Here is an 18,551-nt window from a genome sequence, read left to right on the forward strand (position 1 = left end):
GCTGCCGTTGTCAGCTGACAACACGCTGTGCCGGCCCTCCAGCATCCCACTCGGCGCGTGAGCCTCGCAATCCGAGGCCGATTACTTTCTGCGGCGCGAATATCCGAAAAGATCACCGATTGCACCGCGAACGTCGTCGAGATGACGAATGCGGCCGTTAAGATTTCGTTAACCCTAATCTTCTTGCCGCCCGGGGCAGAATCGTGTCTCCTGCGCCAGACGGCATGTGAGCGTTAAACGCCATAATTCCGTCTGAGAGCGGTGGGATATGCAAACGATCGTCGAAAACCAGACCAGAATCGAATCGGCCTCGGCCAGGATAGCGCGTCACGCGGGCGTTCTCTCGGCCCAGCTGCGCAGCCTCGGCGCGACACTCTTCCCGCCCATGGCCCAGAAGACGCTGCGTTCCTTCACCTCGGGGGAAGTCGCGCGCATCATCGGCGTATCCGACGGCTATCTGCGCCAGCTCTCGCTCGATGGCCTCGGGCCCATGCCCACGATCCTCACCGGTGGACGCCGGTCCTACAGCCTCGGCCAGGTCAATGAACTCCGGCGCTATCTCGCCGCCTCGCGGCCGCGCGAGGCGCTCAATTTCCTGCCGACGCGCCGGCCCGGCGACAAGCTGCAGATCATCGCCGTTGCCAATTTCAAGGGCGGGTCGGCCAAGACGACCACGTCGCTCTACCTCTCGCAATATCTGGCCCTGCGCGGTTTTCGCGTTCTCGCCATCGATCTCGACCCGCAGGCGTCGCTGTCGGCGATGTTCGGCTACCAGCCGGAGTTCGACATCGCCGAGAACCAGACGCTCTATGGCGCCATCCGCTATGACGAGCACCGGCGGCCGATGCGCGAAATCATCCACCCGACCTATTTCGACGGCGTTTCCATCGTGCCGGGCAATCTCGAGCTCATGGAGTTCGAGCACCATACGCCGCGCGCCATGCGCGACCCGAGCGCCCGCGGCCAGAATCTCTTCTTCCGCCGCGTCGCGACCGCGATCAGCGAGGTCGAGGACGATTACGACATCGTCGTCATCGATTGCCCGCCGCAGCTCGGCTATCTCACGCTCGGCGCGCTCAATGCGGCGACTTCGATGGTCGTGACCGTCCATCCGCAGATGGTCGACGTCGCCTCGATGAACCAGTTCCTGCTCATGACCTCAGATCTCATGTCGGTCGTCGAGGAATATGGCGGCCGGCTCGATCACGACTTCATCCGCTACGTCGTGACGCGGCACGATCCCAACGACGTCCCCGAGACGCAGATCGTCGCGCTGCTGCGCAGCCTCTTCGGCGAGGATGTGCTCAAGGCTACGGCCTGGAAATCCACCGCCATCGCCAATGCCGGGCTCACCAAGCAGTCGCTCTACGAGCTCGAGCGCGGCTCCGTCGGTCGGGCCGCCTATGACCGGGCGCTCGAATCCGTCGATGCCGTCAACGCCGAAATCGTTCAGCTCATCAATGCAGTGTGGGGCCGATGACGAAACGATCCGATACCCTGAAGGCTCTTTTCGGCGCGCCGCAGGCGCAGGCGTTGTCAGCTGACAACCAGGCTGCGCCGCTCCCGCGCGTCGCCGCGGGCTCCATCCGCTCGATGAAGGAATCCTTCTCCGGCATCGAGCGCGAGAACGAAGTGCTGCGCGAGACGATCGCCGCCGGCGCCAACGTGGTCGAGGTCGATCCCGCGCTCATCGAGCCCTCGCCCTACAGCGACCGTTTCACCGACGACGGCGGGCCCGAGTTCGATCAGCTCAAGGCCTCCATGCGGGCCAACGGGCAGGAGGTGCCGGTGCTGCTGCGCCGGCATCCCACGCAGGAAGGCCGCTACCAGACCGCTTTCGGCCACCGCCGCATCCGGGCCGCGCGCGAGCTCGGCCTCAACGTGCGGGCGGTCATCCGGGCGCTGTCCGACACCGATCTCGTCATCGCCCAGGGCATCGAGAATTCGGCGCGGCAGGACCTGTCCTTCATCGAACGCGCCGTCTTCGCGCTGCGCCTCGAGCGGGCAGGGCACGAGCGCTCCGTGATCCAGGAGGCGCTCACGGTCGACCGGGCCGAGGTCTCCAAGCTCATCGCCGTCGCAAGCGAGATCCCCGAGGACATCGTGACCGCCATCGGTCGCGCGCCGAAGATCGGGCGACCGCGTTGGCAGGCCCTCGCCGCCCGCCTGACCGAGCCCGGCGCGCTCGCCCGCACCCGTCGCCTCGTCAAGAGCGCGACCTTCGGCCAGGCTGATTCGGACAGCCGCTTCCTGCAGGTCCTTGCCTGTGCCACGGCGCAGACGGAGGAGGGGAGGGCAAGCCGCTCGCCGATGCAGGCTGTCGTCACCACCGACGGGGCCAAGATCGCGGACGCGGAGCACAAGGGCCGCGCGCTCAAGCTCACCTTCGCCCGGCCGCTCGACGAGGGCTTTGCCGCCTTCGTGCTCGATCAGATTCCGGCGCTGTTCGACCGTTACGCAGCGCAGGAGAAGGGGCGGCGCTGAGGCCCGTCCATCGCCACGAACCTTAGCAACTCAAGGAGCAAGCACCGCAAAAGAAAAGGCCCCCGAAACGTCTCCGCTCCGGAAGCCCTTCCTCATGTGTGTAGCGACCGTGAGAATCGCACTTCCGCGAATCGCAGTCAAGAGTCGGCGTCGTTTCGGCGAGCAAAAATCTTTTGCCTGCGAGGAGCAGGAATGATGAGCGACGCCTATTTCACGACGCCTTTCGGGCGGCGGCCGATGACGCTTGGCCAATTGGCCAGGCAGAACGCCGCCCGGGCGGCTGCAAGCGAAGGCCGGGTCCAGAAATGGCAGGTCTTCCGCGACATCACGGAAGGCAAGGCAAGGCTCGGCGTGAGCGACCGCTCGCTCGCCGTCCTCAACGCCCTTCTGTCTTTCCATCCTGAAACGCTGCTGGCGGCCGGCAACGAGCTCGTGGTCTTTCCCTCGAACCGCGAACTGTCGTTGCGCGCCCATGGCATGGCGCCTGCGACGCTGCGACGGCACCTCGCCGCCCTTGTCGAGGCCGGGCTCGTCATTCGCCGCGACAGTCCCAACGGCAAGCGTTACGCCCGCAAGGGCCCGGGAGGCGTCATCGAGACCGCCTACGGATTCGACCTGTCGCCGCTCGTCAGCCGCGCCGGCGAGTTCGAGCGCATCGCCGACGACGTCAGAGCCCACCGCAAGGCCGTCCGACTGCTGCGCGAACGCATCACGCTGCTACGCCGCGACGCGCGCAAGCTCATCCAGTTCGCCGAGCAGGAAACACTGCCCGGCCCCTGGCCCGATCTGGCCGATCGACTCGCCAGTCTCTCCAGCCAGCTGCCCCCGACAACGACGAAAGCCGTTCTCGAAGCGACTGCCAACGCCCTGCAACACCTCTGCAACGATGTGCATAAGACATTGGAAGACAACATCATTTCCCAAAAAATGAGCGCCGATGAATCCCAATCTGAGCGCCACCTACAGACTCTATCTTCAGAGGATTCAGAATCTGAAGACCGATCCATTGCCGCGACGGTTCCGGAAACGCCTCCAGCCCTTCATCAGCCCACCGGTCGTCACGACGACGTGCGCCTCGAGGATGTTCTTTCCGCCTGCCCGACAATCACCGACTATTGCTCCACACCGATCACCAGCTGGAGCGAATTGCTGAAAGCCGCTGATCTCGTCCGCACCTTTCTTGGTATCGGCCGGAATGCCTGGCACGAGAGTTGCCAACTGCTCGGGCCCAGAACGGCCGCCGCCGTGATCGCTGCCGTCCTGGAACGTCATGACCAGATCCACAGTCCGCGGGCCTACCTGCATGCGCTGACCGCCCGCGCCAGGATCCGGACCTTCTCGGTCGGTCCGATGTTGCTGGCGCTGAGGCGTGCCAAACTCGCTGCAGAACAACCGACAAGCGATGCCGCCACAGTGAATGAAGAGGCTGCCGGGAGGGCCATCGGCACTCTCCCTCCCCACCGTCCCGGCACGCTCTCGTTCCCCCGCTTCCATCCGCCCATTCCCCTCGGAAGATCCGACTGCACCGATCCGGAAGAGATGAACCGATATCCAGTACGCGGCCATTTCGCCCGACCCGGACCAGGGACATGAGGTTCTCGGCCGATCATCGGTCTCTGGAGCACGTCACAACCACAATCCCACTCCATTGCAGCGCCCCGGACCTATTCTCAACTCGACGAACCCGTGCGACGGATGAGGCTCTCGGCATCCACCGGCGCGCGAACCTTGGCGTCATTGTCGAAATAGACATAGACGTCGCGGCCTCCCGCCCGGTGCTTGGTGCGATCCGCGATGCGCTCCACCCCCTGGGGATCGTTGCCCCGGACCCAGGACCGGATCCATGTCGCCCATCGTTCGAGTGCGGCATCGTCATAGCCGCTGACGTAGAGCTCCTGGGAACCGTGCAGGCGGCAGTAGACGAAATCGCTGGTCAGATCCATGACGAGCGGCCAGTCGACGCTGTCGGCACAGACGAGGGCGACGCCGTGCCGGCGCAGGAGATCGACGAACACCTGTGTGCGGAAGCTGTCGTGTCGGATCTCCAGGGCATGGCGCAAGGGCATGTCGACATCGCTGTCGAGCCAGTCGCGCCCATCGAGCCGTGCATCGTGACGGCGGGCAAGCTTCCCGGCGGCTTTCGTGTCCTTCGGCAGAAGGGCGAGGAAGGGCGCGAGGACGTCCGGATCGAAGGACATGCGGGGCGGCAGCTGCCAGAGGATCGGCCCCAGCTTCGGCCCGAGCCGCAACACGCCCGAGGCCATGAAGTTCGCGAGCGCCGTCTCCACGTTCTTCAACCGCAGCATGTGGGTGATGTAGCGCGACCCCTTGATGGCGAAGACGAAGTCGTCCGGCGTCTCCTCCCGCCAACGCCCGAAGCTCTCCGGACGCTGCAGGCCATAGAAGGTGCCGTTGATCTCGATGGAGCGGAACCGGTCCGCCGCATAGGCAAGCTCGCGCTTGTGCGGCAGGCCCGGCGGGTAGAAGACCCCGCGCCAGGGCGCGTAGGTCCAGCCCGAAATGCCGATGCGGATGGTTCCGGTTCTGCTCATGGTGCGGTCGCTCGCGGGTTCGCACCATTGAACAGCCGGCAGGGCGGAGGCGTTCCGATTACGGCCGCAAACCGTCGCCGGGCAGCCGGCAGGGGAGGGGGAGACGCTACAACGCCGCGATTTCGTCGGTGATCCCGGCCAGCTCCCTCTCGATCGCCTTGGCCGAGATGCTCACGTGTGGCGCCGTCGCGCGGGCGCGGTGGACGAACAGGCCGATCTCGCTTCCTGCAAGGCCTGGCTCCGCCAGCGGCACGTGCACGAGTTCGCCGTGCCTGATCTCGTCGACGAAGCCCGTCGGCGTGAAAAAGCCGATGCCGAGCCCCGATTTCATCGCGTCCTTCATCACGAGCAGCGAATTGGACATGACGCGGGCATTGAACTGGGCGCCGCTGTGCACGAATTCCGTCTCGGACGCCGCGTCCAGCAGCCACGGATCGTTCAGCATGACGACGGGATAGGCCGCACACTGGGTGAGCGTAACGGTCCTCTCCCGGGCGAGGGGATGATCGGGACGCATGATGGCGCCGAGCGTCGTGCGCAGCCGCGTCAGCACCTCGTAGTTGCGCATGCGCCGGTCGATGAAGAGCACGGCGATATCCGGCCGTCCGGCCCGCATCTCCTCGGTATGTTCGGCGGGATCCGCATCGATGACGCGGAAGGAGATGCGCGGATGACGCTTCGCCACCGTCTCGATGGCGCGCGGGATGGCCTTCACCAGCAGCGAGGGAATGGCAACGATGCGGACTTCCCCACGGATGTCGCCTTCAAGAGCGGCAATGTCCGTGCAGGTGCGCTGCCACTCCGCCAGGGTGTTGCGCGCGTGACGCAGCAGGTAGTCGCCCGCCGGCGTCAGCCGCACGCCGTTGCCGCGCCGCTCGAACAGCGCGACGCCGAGCTCCGCCTCCAGCTTCAGGATCTGCCGGTTCACCGCCGAGGAGGCGACGTTGAGCGCCTCCGCCGCGCGCCGGATGGAGCCGAAACGGGCCACCTGATCGAGATAGCGCAGCACCACCGCATGCATGGCTCGTTCCTCTGGTCCATCTTTCCGCAGGCGATGCCGAAAAGGCATCACCTCGCACTAAAATCTATTCTTCCGGTGTGCACCAGACCTCTCCTAAAGTCGCAGATGCCGATGAGCGGACCCGTCGAGCGACGAGAGAAGATCCGCCACGGCAGGGGAATCAACGGGCCGCCCGCCCACTCTCGGGAGTCTGCTTTCCATGACGATGCTCGCTTCGCGCCGGCGTGTGCTGAAGGCCGGTGCCGCGCTTGCGGCAGGCCTTGCCTGTCCCGCCCTGAACAGCACCCGTGGCCACGCCGCGGCTGGGACTGAAACCGTCAACATGCAGCTCGGCTGGCTCGCGAACAACAACCAGCTCGGCGAGATCGTTGCCAAGCGCCTCGGCTATTTCGAGGAAGAGAAGATCAACTTCGTCATCCAGCCGGGCGGGCCGAACATCGACGGCATCGCCATCGTGGCTTCCGGCCGCTACGAGATCGGGCAGGTCTCGTCGAGCCCCTCGCTCCTCCTCGCCGCCTCGCAGGGCATCCCGGTCAAGTGCTTCGCCGTCGGCGCCCAGGAACATCCCTACAGCTTCTTCTCCCTGCCGAAGAGCCCGGTGCGCAAGCCGCAGGACATGGTCGGCAAGAAGGTCGGCATCCAGGCGACCGGCAAGCCCCTGCTGCGCGCCCTGCTCAAGACCAATGGCATCGCCGAGAGCGATGTCGAGGTCGTCGTCATCGGCTCCGACATGTCGCCGCTGCTCACCGGCCAGGTCGACTGCGTCACGGGCTGGGAGACCAACACGACGGCGCTCAAGGTGCTCGGCCCCGAGATGATCACCATGCGCCTGTGGGACAGCGGCGTCCGGCTCTACGCCATGCCCTATTACGCGACCGAAGAGACGCTGCAGACCAAGGCACCGCTGCTCGCCGCCTTCCTGCGGGCCGCCGGCAAGGGCTGGCAATATGCCTTCGACAATCCCGAGAAGGCCGTCGACCTCTTCCTCGCGGAATATCCGGCCGCTGTGCGGGAGGACGAGCTCACCGCCTCGAAGATGCTGCTCAAGTACATCTTCAACGAGAAGACCAGGCAGGCCGGCTGGGCCACCTTCGACCCCGGCATCTGGCAGGAGCAGATCACGCTCTATGACGCGCTGAAGGAGTTTTCGGCCGGTGCGCCGTCGCTCGACAAGGTGATGACGCCGGCGGTGCTCGAGGCGACGCGTGACAACCGGCCGAAGATCGGCTGACCGGCAGGAGGATGCCATGTCCGTCGCCGCCCTGCAGCGGCCGCCGTCCCGGCCGGCCGCGACAACTTCCACCGCCATCGCTTTGTCGGGCGTCGGCGTGCGCTTCACGACCGAGCGCGGCACGGTCGCGGCGCTGGAGAACATCGACCTCGAGGTGCGGCAGGGCGGCTTCCTCACCCTGCTCGGACCCTCGGGCTGCGGCAAGTCGACCCTGCTGCGCGTCATCGCGGATCTGATCGCGCCGACGAGCGGCCGGGCCGAGGTGCTCGGCGGGCCGCCCTCGGCCGCGCGGCAACGGCGCGACATCGGCTTCGTCTTCCAGGATGCTGCCCTGCTGCCATGGCGCACCATCATCGAGAATGTCGCGCTGCCGCTCGAGGTGGGCAACGGCCGGGCACGGCCGGGCAAGCGCTCGCCGCGCGAGCTGCTCGAGCTCGTCGGGCTCGCGGGCTGGGAGAAGGCCTATCCGCACGAGCTCTCGGGCGGCATGCGCCAGCGCGTCTCGATCGCCCGTGCCCTCGTCAACGATCCGAAGCTGCTGCTCATGGACGAGCCCTTCGGTGCCCTCGACGAGATCACCCGCGACCGGCTGAACGAGGAACTGCTGCAGGTCTGGGCGGAGACGGGGACGACCATCCTCTTCGTCACGCATTCGCTCTACGAGGCGGCCTTCCTCGGCGAGGAGGTGCTGCTGCTCGCCGCCCGTCCGGGCCGGGTGCAGGAGCGCGTGCCGGTCGACCTGCCGAGCCCGCGGTGCATCCCGATGCGCGAAACGTCCGCCTTCATCGAGCTCGTCGCCCATCTGCGGCGTGTGCTGGAGACCTGCTGATGTCCTCGCAAGCCGTCCACGCCCTGCCGATCGCCAGCGCCTTCACCGACGATGCCGAGGCCCAGGCCCGCTTCGACAGCATGCAGCGCTACCTCAAGTGGCGCAAAAGGCTGCTGCCGCTCATCGCCGTCGCCTGCCTTCTCCTCCTGTGGGAGGGGGCGGTCCGGGCCTTCGGCATCCGCCCCTTCATCGCCCCGGCGCCGAGCGCCGTCGCCGCGGTGCTCTATGCCAAGTTCGGCCTGCTGATGCAGAACCTGGTGCCGACGGCGATCGAGGCGCTGCTGGGCTTCCTCCTCGGCAATGCGGCGGCCATCCTCATTGCCACCGCCTTCGTCTACAAGCGCACGCTGGAGGAGGCGTTCTTCCCCGTCGCCGTGATGATCAACACAGTGCCGGTCGTCGCCAAGGCGCCGATCCTCGTGCTGCTGCTCGGCAACGGCATGGAGCCGAAGATCGCCATCGCGGCGCTCATCTGTTTCTTCCCCACCCTCGTCAACATGACGCGCGGCCTGCGCGACGTGAGCCCGCAGCAGCTCGAATTGATGCGCATCCTCTCCGCCTCGCCGCGGGAGGTGTTCTTCAAGCTGCGCCTGCTGAACGCGCTGCCCTACCTGTTCTCGGCGCTCAAGATCGCCGCTTCCACGGCCGTCATCGGGGCCATCGTCGGCGAATGGATCGGCGCGACGAGCGGCATCGGCGCCCTCATCATCCAGGCCACCTACAACTTCGACTCGCCGCTGCTCTACGCCACGATCGTCGTCGGCTCCGTCTTCTCGGCGACCTTCTTCGGGCTGATCTCCTGGGCCGAGCATCGCTTCCTCAAGTGGAACGCCGGGCGCGCCAGCTGAGGCGCTGCCCCGTCCGCAAGCCCTTTCCGGAGCTGTGATCCCATGTCCACGACCCCTGACTTCATCAACGAGCGCGAGGGCCGCGTACCGGTCGCCGCGCGGGCCGATCTCCTCGTCGTCGGCGGTGGTCCGGCCGGCATCTCCGCGGCCGTCGCCGGGGCCCGCAACGGCCTCTCGGTCATCCTGCTGGAACGCTATGCCTATCTCGGCGGCCTCGCCTCGGGCGGCATGGTCCTCGTCCTCGACGACATGTGCAACGGGCCGGAGATCAGTGTGCGCGGCCTGTGCGGCGAGATGATCGACCGCATGGAGCGGCTCGGCCTGTGCGTCGTGCCGCCGGAGAGCGAGCGCCTCTCGGACGAGACGCTGTGGCGCAAGTGGTCGCGCTGGGGCGTCTTCGACTTCCATTCCCACGTCAAGCCGCAGCCGATCTGCTATGCGGCCGCCTTCGACCCGGACGGCTACAAGCGCGCCGCCAACGACATGGTGCGCGAGGCGGGCATCACTTTGCGCCTGCACAGCTGGTTCTCGCGGGCGATCGTCGAGGACGGGCACATCACCGGCGTCATCTGCGACACGAAGAGCGGCCGGCAGGCCGTCATGGGCTCCATCGTCGTCGATGCGACGGGCGATCTCGATGTCGCGGCCTCCGCCGGCGCGCCCTTCAGCGAGGGCTCCTTCATCGTCACCACGGTCTTCCGCCTCGGAGGCGTGGACACGGAGGCGGCCGAGCGCTTCGAGTACGAGGAGCCCGAAGCCTTCGCGGCCCTCGACCGCGAGGCCAAGAAGATCATGGGCGGCTCGTGGGACAAGTGGTGGCTGAAGACGCCGCTGCCGGGCATCGTCTGGTGCAACTGCCCGCACATGGCCGGCTTCGACGGGCTCAAGGTCGAGGACCTGACGCGCGCCGACTTCGTGGGGCGGGACCGCATCTCGGCGCTGCTCACCTTCGTGCGCGAGAAGATGCCGGGCTTCGAGAATGCCTTCGTCATCGACGTCGCGCCGCAGATCGGCGTGCGCCAGACGCGCCTGCTCGAGGGCGTCTACGTGATGACCAAGGAGGACGTGACGCAGCGCCGCCACTTCGCCGATACGGTGGCCCGCGGCCGCGACTACTACTATCCCTATCGTTCGCTGCTGCCGCGCGATGTCTCGCAGCTCATCGTGGCCGGCCGGCACTATTCCGCCACCTCGTCCGCCCAGCGCATCTCGCGCGAGATCCCGCCCTGCATGGCGATGGGCGAGGCGGCCGGTGTCGCCGCGGCACTGGCCCTCGACGCGGGCGTGACCATCGATAGGGTGGATGTCGCCGCGCTGCAGGCAAGGCTCAGGGCGCAGGGGGCGGACCCCGGCGACCGGCCGGCGCAGAACGCGCTCGTCGCCGTGGCGGCGGAATAGGCGGGAAGGGGCATCATGCATCAGGACAACGTGCAGCCGCTGACGGGCATCCGGGTCATCGACTTCTCCCAGGTCATGCTGGGGCCGAGCGCCACGCAGGTGCTCGCCGACTACGGCGCCGACGTCATCAAGATCGAGCGGCCGGGCGTCGGCGACCTGTCGCGCGCCTCCGTGCCGGACGATCCGGACGGGCCCAACAACCCGGTCTTCCGCAGCCTCAACCGCAACAAGCGCTCCATCGCGCTCGACCTGAGGCGCGAGGAGGGGCGGGAGGTGATCTACGAGCTCGTCCGCACGGCCGACGTCGTCGTCAACAACTTCCGCGCCGGCGTCATGGAGCGCATGGGCTTCGGTTACGAGCGCCTCGCCGAGATCAACCCGCGCATCATCTGCGCCTTCGGCACCGGCTTCGGCATGTCCGGCCCGCTCGCCTACAAGGGCGGCCAGGACATCCTCGCCCAGGCCCTGTCGGGCGTCATGCTGCGCAAGTGCAACGACGACGAGCCGCTGACCATCTACGCCACCTCGCTGTGCGACTATTCGGCGGGCATGCACCTCGTCCAGGCGATCCTGCTCGCGCTCCTGCATCGCGAGCGCACGGGCCGCGGCCAGCAGGTCTCGGTGTCGCTGTTCGAATCGATGCTCGCCATGCAGATGCAGGAAGCGGCCATGTGGCTGCAGCGCGGCAAGGACTTCAGCTGGGGCGCCTATCCGCTGACCGGCGTCTTCCGGACGAGCGACGGAGCCATCGTCCTCGTCGGCGCCTTCAAGACCAATCCCCTGCGCGACATCTCAACGGCGCTCGGTCTGCCGGACCTGTCGCAGGACCAGCGCTACGCCACCTTCCAGGGCCAGGTGGCGCACAAGGCGGAGCTGCAGGCCATGTTCCGCGAGCGCTTCGCCACCAATACGACGGAGCACTGGCTCGCCCGGCTCGACGAGCAGGACCTTCTGTGCGCGCCGGTGCTAAAGCTGTCCGACGCCCTCGCCCACGACCAGACGAAGGCCAACGGCACGGTCGTGTCGTTGAAGCAGGACGACGCGCTCGGGCTGATCGGCACGCCGCTGACCATGCATCCCTCCGCCTTCCAGCACCGCTACGACCCGCCGGATCTCGGCGCGCACGGCGACGAGGTGCTCGCCGAGGCGGGCTTCGCGGGCGAGCGCATCGCCGCGCTCAAGGCCGCGGGGGTGCTGGCATGAGCGTGCTCTTCACGGTCGCCGACCATGTCGCGCGCATCACCATCGACCGGCCGGAGCGGCTCAACGCCGTCGATGCGCCGACGGAGAAGCGCCTCGAGGAGATCTGGCGGGCGATCGAGGCCGACCGCGACATCCGCGCCGTGGTGCTGACGGGCAGCGGCGAACGGGCCTTCTCGACGGGGGCCGACATGAAGGGCGGCTCGGGCGCGAGCGGGCTCGAATACTGGGCGGCGCCACGGCCCGGCGGCTTCGGCGGCATCGCCCTGCGCGAGACGCTCGACGTGCCGGTGATCGCCCGCGTCAACGGCCATGCCCTCGGCGGCGGCATGGAGATGGTGCTCGGCTGCGACATCGTCGTCGCCGCGAGCAACGCCACCTTCGGCCTGCCGGAGCCGCGCGTCGGCCGCCTCGCCCTCGACGGCGGCATCGCCCTGCTGACGCGGCGCATCCCGCATGTGTGGGCCATGGGCATGCTGCTCACCGGCCGGCGCATCGGCGCCGAGGAGGCGCTGCGCTTCGGCCTCGTCAATGAAGTCGTGGCGCCGGCCGAGCTCGACGCGGCCGTCGATCGCTGGCTCGCCGACATCCTCTCCTGCGCGCCGCTGTCGGTGCGGGCCATCAAGCAGATGGTGCGGGCCGGGGCAAGTTTGAGCCCGCGCGAGGCGCAGATGCTGCGCCTGCCGGCGCTCGTCGAGGCGCTCATGTCGTCCGACCAGGAGGAAGGCGTGCGCGCCTTCCAGGAGAAGAGACCGCCACAGTGGCGCGGAGCCTGATCCGCGCCGGGGAGGTGCGCCATGGCCCATATCATCGCCTCGGCCTGCATCGACGTGAAGGACGGCGCCTGCCAGCAGGTCTGCCCGGTCGAATGCATCTATGAAGGCGGCCGCATGATGTACATCCACCCGGAGGAATGCATCGACTGCGGCATCTGCCTGTCGGTCTGCCCCGTGCAGGCGATCTATGCCGATGACGAGCTGCCGGCGGCGGAGACCGCCTTCGCCGCGGCCAATGCCGAGTTCTTCGGACCGCAGGTCACCGGCTGGGGTGCGCCGGGCGGCGCCGACAGCAGCCACGTGAGCGACCGCGACCACCCGCTCGTCGCCGCGGCTCCTGCGGGCACCGCCCTGCAGAGGACGTAAGGCGCGGAGGGAGCATGGATATCGACGCGCTGATGGATGCCGCGCGGGCGGCGGCGGAGCACAGCCCCAACCGGCGCCGCAAGGTGGGCGCCGTCCTAGTCACAGCCGACGGCACGACGATCACGGCCTTCAACACCTTTCCGACGGGCGTTGCCGCGCTCGACGAGCGCTGCGACGGCGAGGCGCGTTTCGTCTTCATGGAGCACGCCGAGCGCAACGCCATCTACGAGGCCGCACGCCGCGGCATCGCGCTCGCCGGTGCCAGCCTGTTCTGCAATCTCTATCCCTGCCTCGACTGCGCCCGCGGCATCGTCCAGTCCGGCATCCGCCGGCTCTTCGTGCCCGCCGTCGATTACGATGACGGCACCTGGGGCGTCTCCTTCCGTGCCTCCACCATCATCCTGGAGGAGGGGAGGGTGGAGGTCGTCCACCTCGATGGTCCCGCCGCGGCCGATCGGGACGTGGCCGCGATCCCCGGCTGAGCGCGCAGCGGCTTGACTCGTCAGGACGTTGGCGGCACCTTTCCAAAACGTTTTGGAAGGCCGATGCACACACGCACGCACAAGACGGGGACGAAGCGGCTGCGCCTCAAGGAACTTGCGGCCCACCTCGACCTGTCGATCACGACGGTGTCGCGGGCGCTCGCCGGCTATTCGGACGTGAGCGAGGAGACGCGGCGGCGCGTGCGCGAGGCGGCAGACGCCTTCGGCTACGTGCCGAACCAGGTGGGCCGAATGCTCGTCTCCGGCCGCAGCAACTTCGTCGGCATGCTGCTGCCGATCCATCCGCACGAGCTCGTCGATCCCTATCTCGCCGACTTTCTCGCAGGTCTCGCCGGCGGCCTCACGCAGAGGGGGCGGGATCTCTTTCTCGCGACCGTGCCCGCAGGGCAGGACGACCTTGCCGTGCTGCAACGCGTCGTCGAGAGCCGGCGGGCCGATGCGGTCGTGCTCTATCGCCTGACCTGCGAGGATCCGCGCGTCGCCTTCCTCATCGAGCGCGGCGTGCCCTTCGTCGCGCACGGGCGCACGCTTGCCGGCACCGACGCCTATTCCTGGCTCGACACCGACGGCGAGGGCGCCTTCCACGACCTCGGCCGCAGGCTCATCGCCCTCGGCCACCGCCGCTTCGCCATGCTCGCGCCGACGAAGGACTTCACCTATGCCTTCCTGCGCCGGCGCGGCTTCGAGAGGGCGCTCGCCGAAGCGGGCCTGCCGCAGCCGGACGTGCTGACGGTGCCGCTCGGCGACGCGGCCGCGATGGCGCGGGCGGCGGCACAGCTCATCAACCGCGATCCGCGGCCCACTGCCATCGTCGGCCTCAAGGACCAGCTCGCGCTCGCCGTTCTCGACGAGGCGCGGCGCGAGGGCATCTCCGTTCCGCAGGCGCTCACTGTGGTCGGCTTCGACGACACGCCGGTGGCGGCCTACGCCGACCCGCCGCTGACGACCTTCAGCCAGAACATCGCCGAGGGTGCGGCGATGATCGCCGCCATGGTGGTCGAGCGTCTCGAGAAGGGCGAGGCCGGCATCGCCGGACATCTTGTCGAGCCACGCTTCGTGCCGCGCGCGAGCCACGGGCCCGCGCCGGCCGGGGCGACATGAACGCGGCCGGTGCCGCAGCGGTGGGAGCGTGAAGAGCGACAACAAGGCGCTCCGCCGAACCGAAGGGGAGGACGTGACATGATGCGCAGGAAACAGGGAACGATGATCGCGCTCGCCGCGCTGACGCTCGCATTGGGCGTTGCCGGGCGGGCCGAGGCGCAGGGGCTCCTGTTCTGGTCGACCCAGGCCAAGCCCGTGGAAGAGACGCAGAAGATGCGCACCGAGGTGCTCGGCGGCTTCGGCAAGCCGGTCGACTATTATGGCAACGACGCGGGCCCCTTCTTCACCCGCATCCAGGCGGAGCTGAAGGCCGGCAAGGGCACCATCGCGCTGCTCGGCGGCCTGCACGGCGAGCTCGCGTCGCTGTCGTCCGACCTCGTCGACCTGAAGGACGTGCTCTCGGCGGCGGGGGACGCCAAGATCAATCCCACCCTCGTCTCGCTCGGCACCTACGGCACGGCCGAGCAGAAATACCTGCCCTGGATGCAGGCGAGCTACGTCATGGCCGCCAACAAGGAGGCCCTGCAGTACTTGCCGGCGGGCGCCGATGTCCAGACGCTCACCTATGACGAGCTCATCGCCTGGGGCAAGGCGATTCGCGAGGCGACGGGATCACCGAAGATCGGCCTGCCGGCCGGCCCCAAGGGCCTGCTGCACCGCTTCTTCCAAAGCTATCTCTATCCCTCCTACACCGGCTCGGTCGTGACGAAGTTCCGCTCGCCCGAGGCGGAGGCGATGTGGAACGCCTTCAAGACGCTGTGGGAGGAGGTCAACCCCGCCTCGACCAACTACGGCTTCATGCAGGAGCCGCTGCTCACCGGCGAGGTCTGGGTCGCCTGGGAGCATACGGCGCGCCTGCAGGACGCGCTCAACCAGAAGCCGGATCAGTTCGTCACCTTCCCGGCGCCGGCCGGCCCCGCCGGGCGCGGCTTCATGCCGGTCGTCGCCGGCATCGCCATCCCGAAGACCTCACCGAATGTCGAGGAGGCCAAGGCGCTCGCCGCCTACATGCTGAAGCCCGAGACGCAGATCGCGACCCTCCGGGCGACGAGCTTCTTCCCCGTCGTCGAGGTCACGCTGCCGGACGACATGCCCGCCGCGGTGAAGATGTCGGGCGCCGCGGTCGCCGCCCAGTCGGCGGCGCCGGACGCCAAGCCGAGCCTGCTGCCCATCGGTCTCGGCGGCCTCGACGGCAAGTTCAACAAGGTGTTCATCGACACGTTCCAGCGCGTCGTGCTGCGCGGCCAGGACGTGCGCCAGGTGCTCGACGAGCAGGGGGCGACGCTCAAGGACATCATGAGTGAGAGCAAGGCCCCGTGCTGGGCGCCGGACAAGGCGAGCGAAGGGCCCTGCCCGGTGGAATGACCGGTACGGCGTGGACGGGCGCGGACGCCAGTGGCGTTCCGCGCCGGCCGTCCCTGCGGAGGCGTGCGATGCAAAGACTGCTGAGCAGCCAGAAGGTGCTGCCCTACCTGCTCATCCTGCCGGCGAGCCTGTTCCTCGCGGCCTTCTTCTTCGTGCCCTTCGTGCAGGTCGTCCTCGAGGCCTTCACGAGCGACGAGGGCTTCACCCTAGCGCATTTCAGGACGATGGCCGACGACTGGAAGTTCATGCCCGCGCTCAGCAACACGCTGGGCCTCGCCCTCGTCGTCGTGCCGATCCAGATCACGCTTGCGCTCGTCATGGCGAGCCTCGTCACGCGCCTCAGGCGCGGGCGCGACGTGGTCCTCTATGTCTTCACCATCCCGCTCGGCATCTCGGACCTCGCGGCCGGGCTCATCTGGTTCGCGCTGCTCGAGCAGAACGGCTTCCTCAACAGCATCCTCTACGGCCTCGGCGTCATCCCGGGCCCGCAGAACCTGCTCGACTACCGCAACACGGCGGGCCTGTTCGTCGCGGTCGTCGTCGCGGAGGTGTGGCGCGCCACGGCCATCGTGCTCGTCATCCTCGTCGCCGGCCTCGGCCTCATCCCGAAGGAATACGACGAGGCGGCCGAGGTCTTCGGCGCGGGGCCGCTGAAGCGCTTCTTCCTCATCACCCTGCCGCTGCTGAGGCCCAGCCTGCAGACGGCGCTGATCCTGCGCACCATCCTCGCCTTCGAGGTCTTCGCCGTCGTCGCCGTGCTGGCCGGCAACAACCTGCCGGTGCTGATGGGCGAGACCTATTCCTGGCAGTTCGACCTGCAGGACCACAAGGTGGCCTCGGCCTATGCCATCGTCATCCTCGCCATCTCGCTCGCCTTCACGGTCTTCTTCCTGTGGGCGCTGCACGACCGCACGCGGGAGGCCGCGGCATGACCAGTCTCGCGACCACCGAAGCCGAAGCCCCGACGCGGGCCGAGCCGCGCAGCAGCGGCCGGCTCGTCATGGCGAGCGCCGTCATCGTGCTCGTCGCCTGGGTGTTGGTGCCGATCTACCTCCTCGTCGTCAACGCGCTCGGCTCCGTCGCGGCGGTGACGGCCTGGCCGAAGTCGCTGGTGCCGGAGTTCGACCTCGCGAGCCTCGCATTCTTCGCCAATTACGCCGGCGTGCCGCGGGCACTGCTCAACTCCTTCCTCGTCGCCGGGCTGACGATGGTGCTGTCCATCGGACTCGGCGCGCCGGCCGGCTACGCGCTGGCGCGCTTCCGCTTCCCCGGGGCGAACCTCTTCCGCCTCGCGGTGCTGATGACGCGCGCCTTCCCGTTGCCGCTCCTCGCCCTGCCGCTGACGGTGCTCTTCATCCGCGTCGGCCTCGACGACACCATCATCGGCCTGGCGCTCGTCCACACGACGCTTGCCATGCCCTTTGCCGTGCTGATCATGGCCTCGCTCTTCATGAGCATTCCCGAGGAGCTCGAGGAGGCGGCCTGGACGCTCGGCTGCTCGCGGCTCTCCGCCTTCCGCAAGGTGGTGCTGCCGCTGGCGCTGCCGGGCATCGCGGCGGCGGGCATCTTCGCCTTCGTCATCTCGTGGAACGAGGTCTTCGCCGCGGCGGTGCTCACCATCGAGAACAAGACGCTGACGGCCTTCCTGCTGCAGAGCCTCGATGTCTCGCCCCTGCCGCTCAAGTTCGCCGGCGGGGCCGTCCTCATCGTGCCGGCGCTCCTCTTCCTCTTCGCCGTGCGCAAATATCTCTTCTCCCTCTGGGGCATCGCCAACCGCTAGGCGATGAGCAAAGGGTCACCGGATGGCCGATATCGACATCAGGCAGGTCGCCAAGCGCTTCGGCAGCCACCAGGCCCTGCACGCCGTGGACCTCACGGTGGCGGACGGGGAATTCGTCGTCCTTCTCGGCGCCTCCGGTTCGGGCAAGACGACGCTCCTGCGCATCATCGCGGGGCTCGAGACGGCGAGCGAGGGCACGGTGAGCATCGGCGGCCGGCGGGTGGACGACCTGCCGCCGCGCCGGCGCGGCATCGCCATGGTGTTCCAGAACTACGCCGTCTTTCCGCACATGACGGTGTTCGACAACATCGGCTTCGGCCTCGCCATGCAGAAGATGCCGGCGGCCGAGATCGAGCGGAAGGTGCGCCGCGTCGCCGGCATGCTGCACATCGAGGAATTGCTGAAGCGCTATTCCGGCCAGCTCTCCGGCGGCCAGCGCCAGCGCGTCGCCGTCGCCCGCGCGCTCGCGGTGGAACCCGCCGTCCTCCTGATGGACGAGCCGCTCTCCAACCTCGACGCCCTCCTCAGGCTCGAGATGCGCGCCGAGCTCAAGGGCGTGCTGCAGGAGAGCCGCACCACGACCATCTACGTCACGCACGACCAGGTGGAGGCGATGAGCCTCGCCGACCGCATCGCCGTCATGCACGAGGGCCGCATCGTCCAGGCGGCGCCGGCGCCCGAGGTCTATCACCACCCCGCGACGCGCTTCGTCGGCGGCTTCATCGGCAACCCGCCCATGAACTTCCTGCCCGCCAGCCGGGAAGGAGAGGGCGCGCGCGTCGCCGGCCATCTCTTCCGCGATGCGCCGGCCAGCGGCGGAGCGCTCGCCTTCGGCATCCGGCCGGAAGACCTCGCGCCGGCCGGCGAGGGCTTTGCCGGCCGCGTCAAGGTGGTGGAGCCGCTCGGTCCGCACCAGCTCGTGACCATGGACCTCGCCGGCCACCTCTTCCGCGCCGTGCTCGACAACGACCTTGCCGTTCGTCCCGGCGAAACCCTGGTGCTCGCGCCGCGTCCCGGCCGGGCGCGCTGGTTCGACGCCGACAGCGGCGCGAGCCTGGCCGAGATCACACAGCCTGAACCCGTCACCGGAGCATGAG

Annotated in this window: 18 protein-coding genes; 16 read left to right on the top strand and 2 right to left on the bottom strand. The window is 68.1% G+C overall.

Translation table 11 applies throughout. The features are described 5' to 3' along the window. The first annotated feature begins 268 nt into the window (after nucleotides 1–268). The 3 genes from repA to repC all read left to right on the top strand — a co-directional run bounded on the left by repA (nucleotide 269) and on the right by repC (nucleotide 4,077). Nucleotides 269–1,480 (top strand): plasmid partitioning protein RepA, encoded by a 1,212-nt coding sequence (gene repA / locus GGR16_RS18875; RefSeq protein ID WP_019402838.1) that lies wholly within the window; start codon nucleotides 269–271, stop codon nucleotides 1,478–1,480. Then, nucleotides 1,477–2,484 (top strand): plasmid partitioning protein RepB, encoded by a 1,008-nt coding sequence (repB, locus tag GGR16_RS18880; protein ID WP_183317619.1) that lies wholly within the window; start codon nucleotides 1,477–1,479, stop codon nucleotides 2,482–2,484. Before repA ends, repB begins: the two co-directional genes overlap by 4 nt. Before the next feature lie 195 nt (nucleotides 2,485–2,679). Beyond that, a complete protein-coding gene (gene repC / locus GGR16_RS18885) occupies nucleotides 2,680–4,077 on the top strand; it encodes a plasmid replication protein RepC (protein WP_082312731.1) in 1,398 nt (465 codons plus the stop codon). A 77-nt stretch (nucleotides 4,078–4,154) separates the two neighbouring features. On the opposite strand, the gene GGR16_RS18890 is transcribed toward repC, so the two are convergent. After that, entirely contained in the window at nucleotides 4,155–5,036 is an 882-nt protein-coding gene (locus GGR16_RS18890) for a DUF72 domain-containing protein (RefSeq protein WP_183317620.1), read from the bottom strand. Between the two features lie 106 nt (nucleotides 5,037–5,142). Next, nucleotides 5,143–6,057: a LysR family transcriptional regulator gene (locus GGR16_RS18895; RefSeq protein WP_183317621.1), complete on the bottom strand. Its 915-nt coding sequence runs from the start codon at nucleotides 6,055–6,057 to the stop codon at nucleotides 5,143–5,145. Nucleotides 6,058–6,256: 199 nt separating this feature from the next. Between GGR16_RS18895 and GGR16_RS18900 the strand changes: the two genes are divergently transcribed. From GGR16_RS18900 to GGR16_RS18960, 13 genes are all read left to right on the top strand, one after another. Continuing rightward, a complete protein-coding gene (locus tag GGR16_RS18900; protein ID WP_019402833.1) occupies nucleotides 6,257–7,288 on the top strand; it encodes an ABC transporter substrate-binding protein in 1,032 nt (343 codons plus the stop codon). Between the two features lie 16 nt (nucleotides 7,289–7,304). Beyond that, entirely contained in the window at nucleotides 7,305–8,117 is an 813-nt protein-coding gene (locus tag GGR16_RS18905) for an ABC transporter ATP-binding protein (protein WP_183317622.1), read from the top strand. Continuing rightward, nucleotides 8,117–8,965, top strand: a complete 849-nt coding sequence (locus GGR16_RS18910; protein ID WP_183317623.1) for an ABC transporter permease — start codon at nucleotides 8,117–8,119, stop codon at nucleotides 8,963–8,965. The genes GGR16_RS18905 and GGR16_RS18910 overlap by 1 nt, the downstream gene beginning before the upstream one ends. Before the next feature lie 42 nt (nucleotides 8,966–9,007). Continuing rightward, nucleotides 9,008–10,363 (top strand): FAD-dependent oxidoreductase, encoded by a 1,356-nt coding sequence (locus GGR16_RS18915; protein ID WP_183317624.1) that lies wholly within the window; start codon nucleotides 9,008–9,010, stop codon nucleotides 10,361–10,363. A gap of 15 nt (nucleotides 10,364–10,378) precedes the next feature. Beyond that, nucleotides 10,379–11,566 carry a CaiB/BaiF CoA transferase family protein gene (locus GGR16_RS18920; RefSeq protein WP_183317625.1) on the top strand — a complete coding sequence of 396 codons (1,188 nt, stop codon included), beginning with the start codon at nucleotides 10,379–10,381 and terminating at the stop codon, nucleotides 11,564–11,566. Next, entirely contained in the window at nucleotides 11,563–12,339 is a 777-nt protein-coding gene (locus GGR16_RS18925) for an enoyl-CoA hydratase-related protein (RefSeq protein WP_183317626.1), read from the top strand. Before GGR16_RS18920 ends, GGR16_RS18925 begins: the two co-directional genes overlap by 4 nt. Nucleotides 12,340–12,360: 21 nt before the next feature. Further along, entirely contained in the window at nucleotides 12,361–12,705 is a 345-nt protein-coding gene (fdxA, locus tag GGR16_RS18930) for a ferredoxin (protein WP_183317627.1), read from the top strand. A gap of 14 nt (nucleotides 12,706–12,719) precedes the next feature. Next, the gene (locus GGR16_RS18935; protein WP_183317628.1) at nucleotides 12,720–13,187 is read left to right on the top strand and encodes a deoxycytidylate deaminase; all 468 of its coding nucleotides are present in this window, start codon (nucleotides 12,720–12,722) and stop codon (nucleotides 13,185–13,187) included. A 63-nt stretch (nucleotides 13,188–13,250) separates the two neighbouring features. Then, a complete protein-coding gene (locus GGR16_RS18940; protein ID WP_183317629.1) occupies nucleotides 13,251–14,309 on the top strand; it encodes a LacI family DNA-binding transcriptional regulator in 1,059 nt (352 codons plus the stop codon). A gap of 78 nt (nucleotides 14,310–14,387) precedes the next feature. After that, complete coding sequence (locus tag GGR16_RS18945; RefSeq protein ID WP_246373191.1) at nucleotides 14,388–15,674, top strand: ABC transporter substrate-binding protein; 1,287 nt, start codon at nucleotides 14,388–14,390, stop codon at nucleotides 15,672–15,674. A gap of 77 nt (nucleotides 15,675–15,751) precedes the next feature. Further along, nucleotides 15,752–16,606, top strand: coding sequence for a carbohydrate ABC transporter permease (locus GGR16_RS18950; RefSeq protein ID WP_210289644.1), 855 nt, complete (start codon nucleotides 15,752–15,754; stop codon nucleotides 16,604–16,606). After that, nucleotides 16,603–17,454, top strand: a complete 852-nt coding sequence (locus tag GGR16_RS18955; protein WP_183317631.1) for a carbohydrate ABC transporter permease — start codon at nucleotides 16,603–16,605, stop codon at nucleotides 17,452–17,454. Before GGR16_RS18950 ends, GGR16_RS18955 begins: the two co-directional genes overlap by 4 nt. Before the next feature lie 22 nt (nucleotides 17,455–17,476). After that, nucleotides 17,477–18,550 carry an ABC transporter ATP-binding protein gene (locus GGR16_RS18960; protein WP_019403469.1) on the top strand — a complete coding sequence of 358 codons (1,074 nt, stop codon included), beginning with the start codon at nucleotides 17,477–17,479 and terminating at the stop codon, nucleotides 18,548–18,550. The last annotated feature ends 1 nt before the right edge of the window (nucleotide 18,551 follow it).

The sequence above is a fragment of the Chelatococcus caeni genome (assembly GCF_014196925.1).
Classification (GTDB): Bacteria; Pseudomonadota; Alphaproteobacteria; order Rhizobiales; family Beijerinckiaceae; genus Chelatococcus_A; species Chelatococcus_A caeni.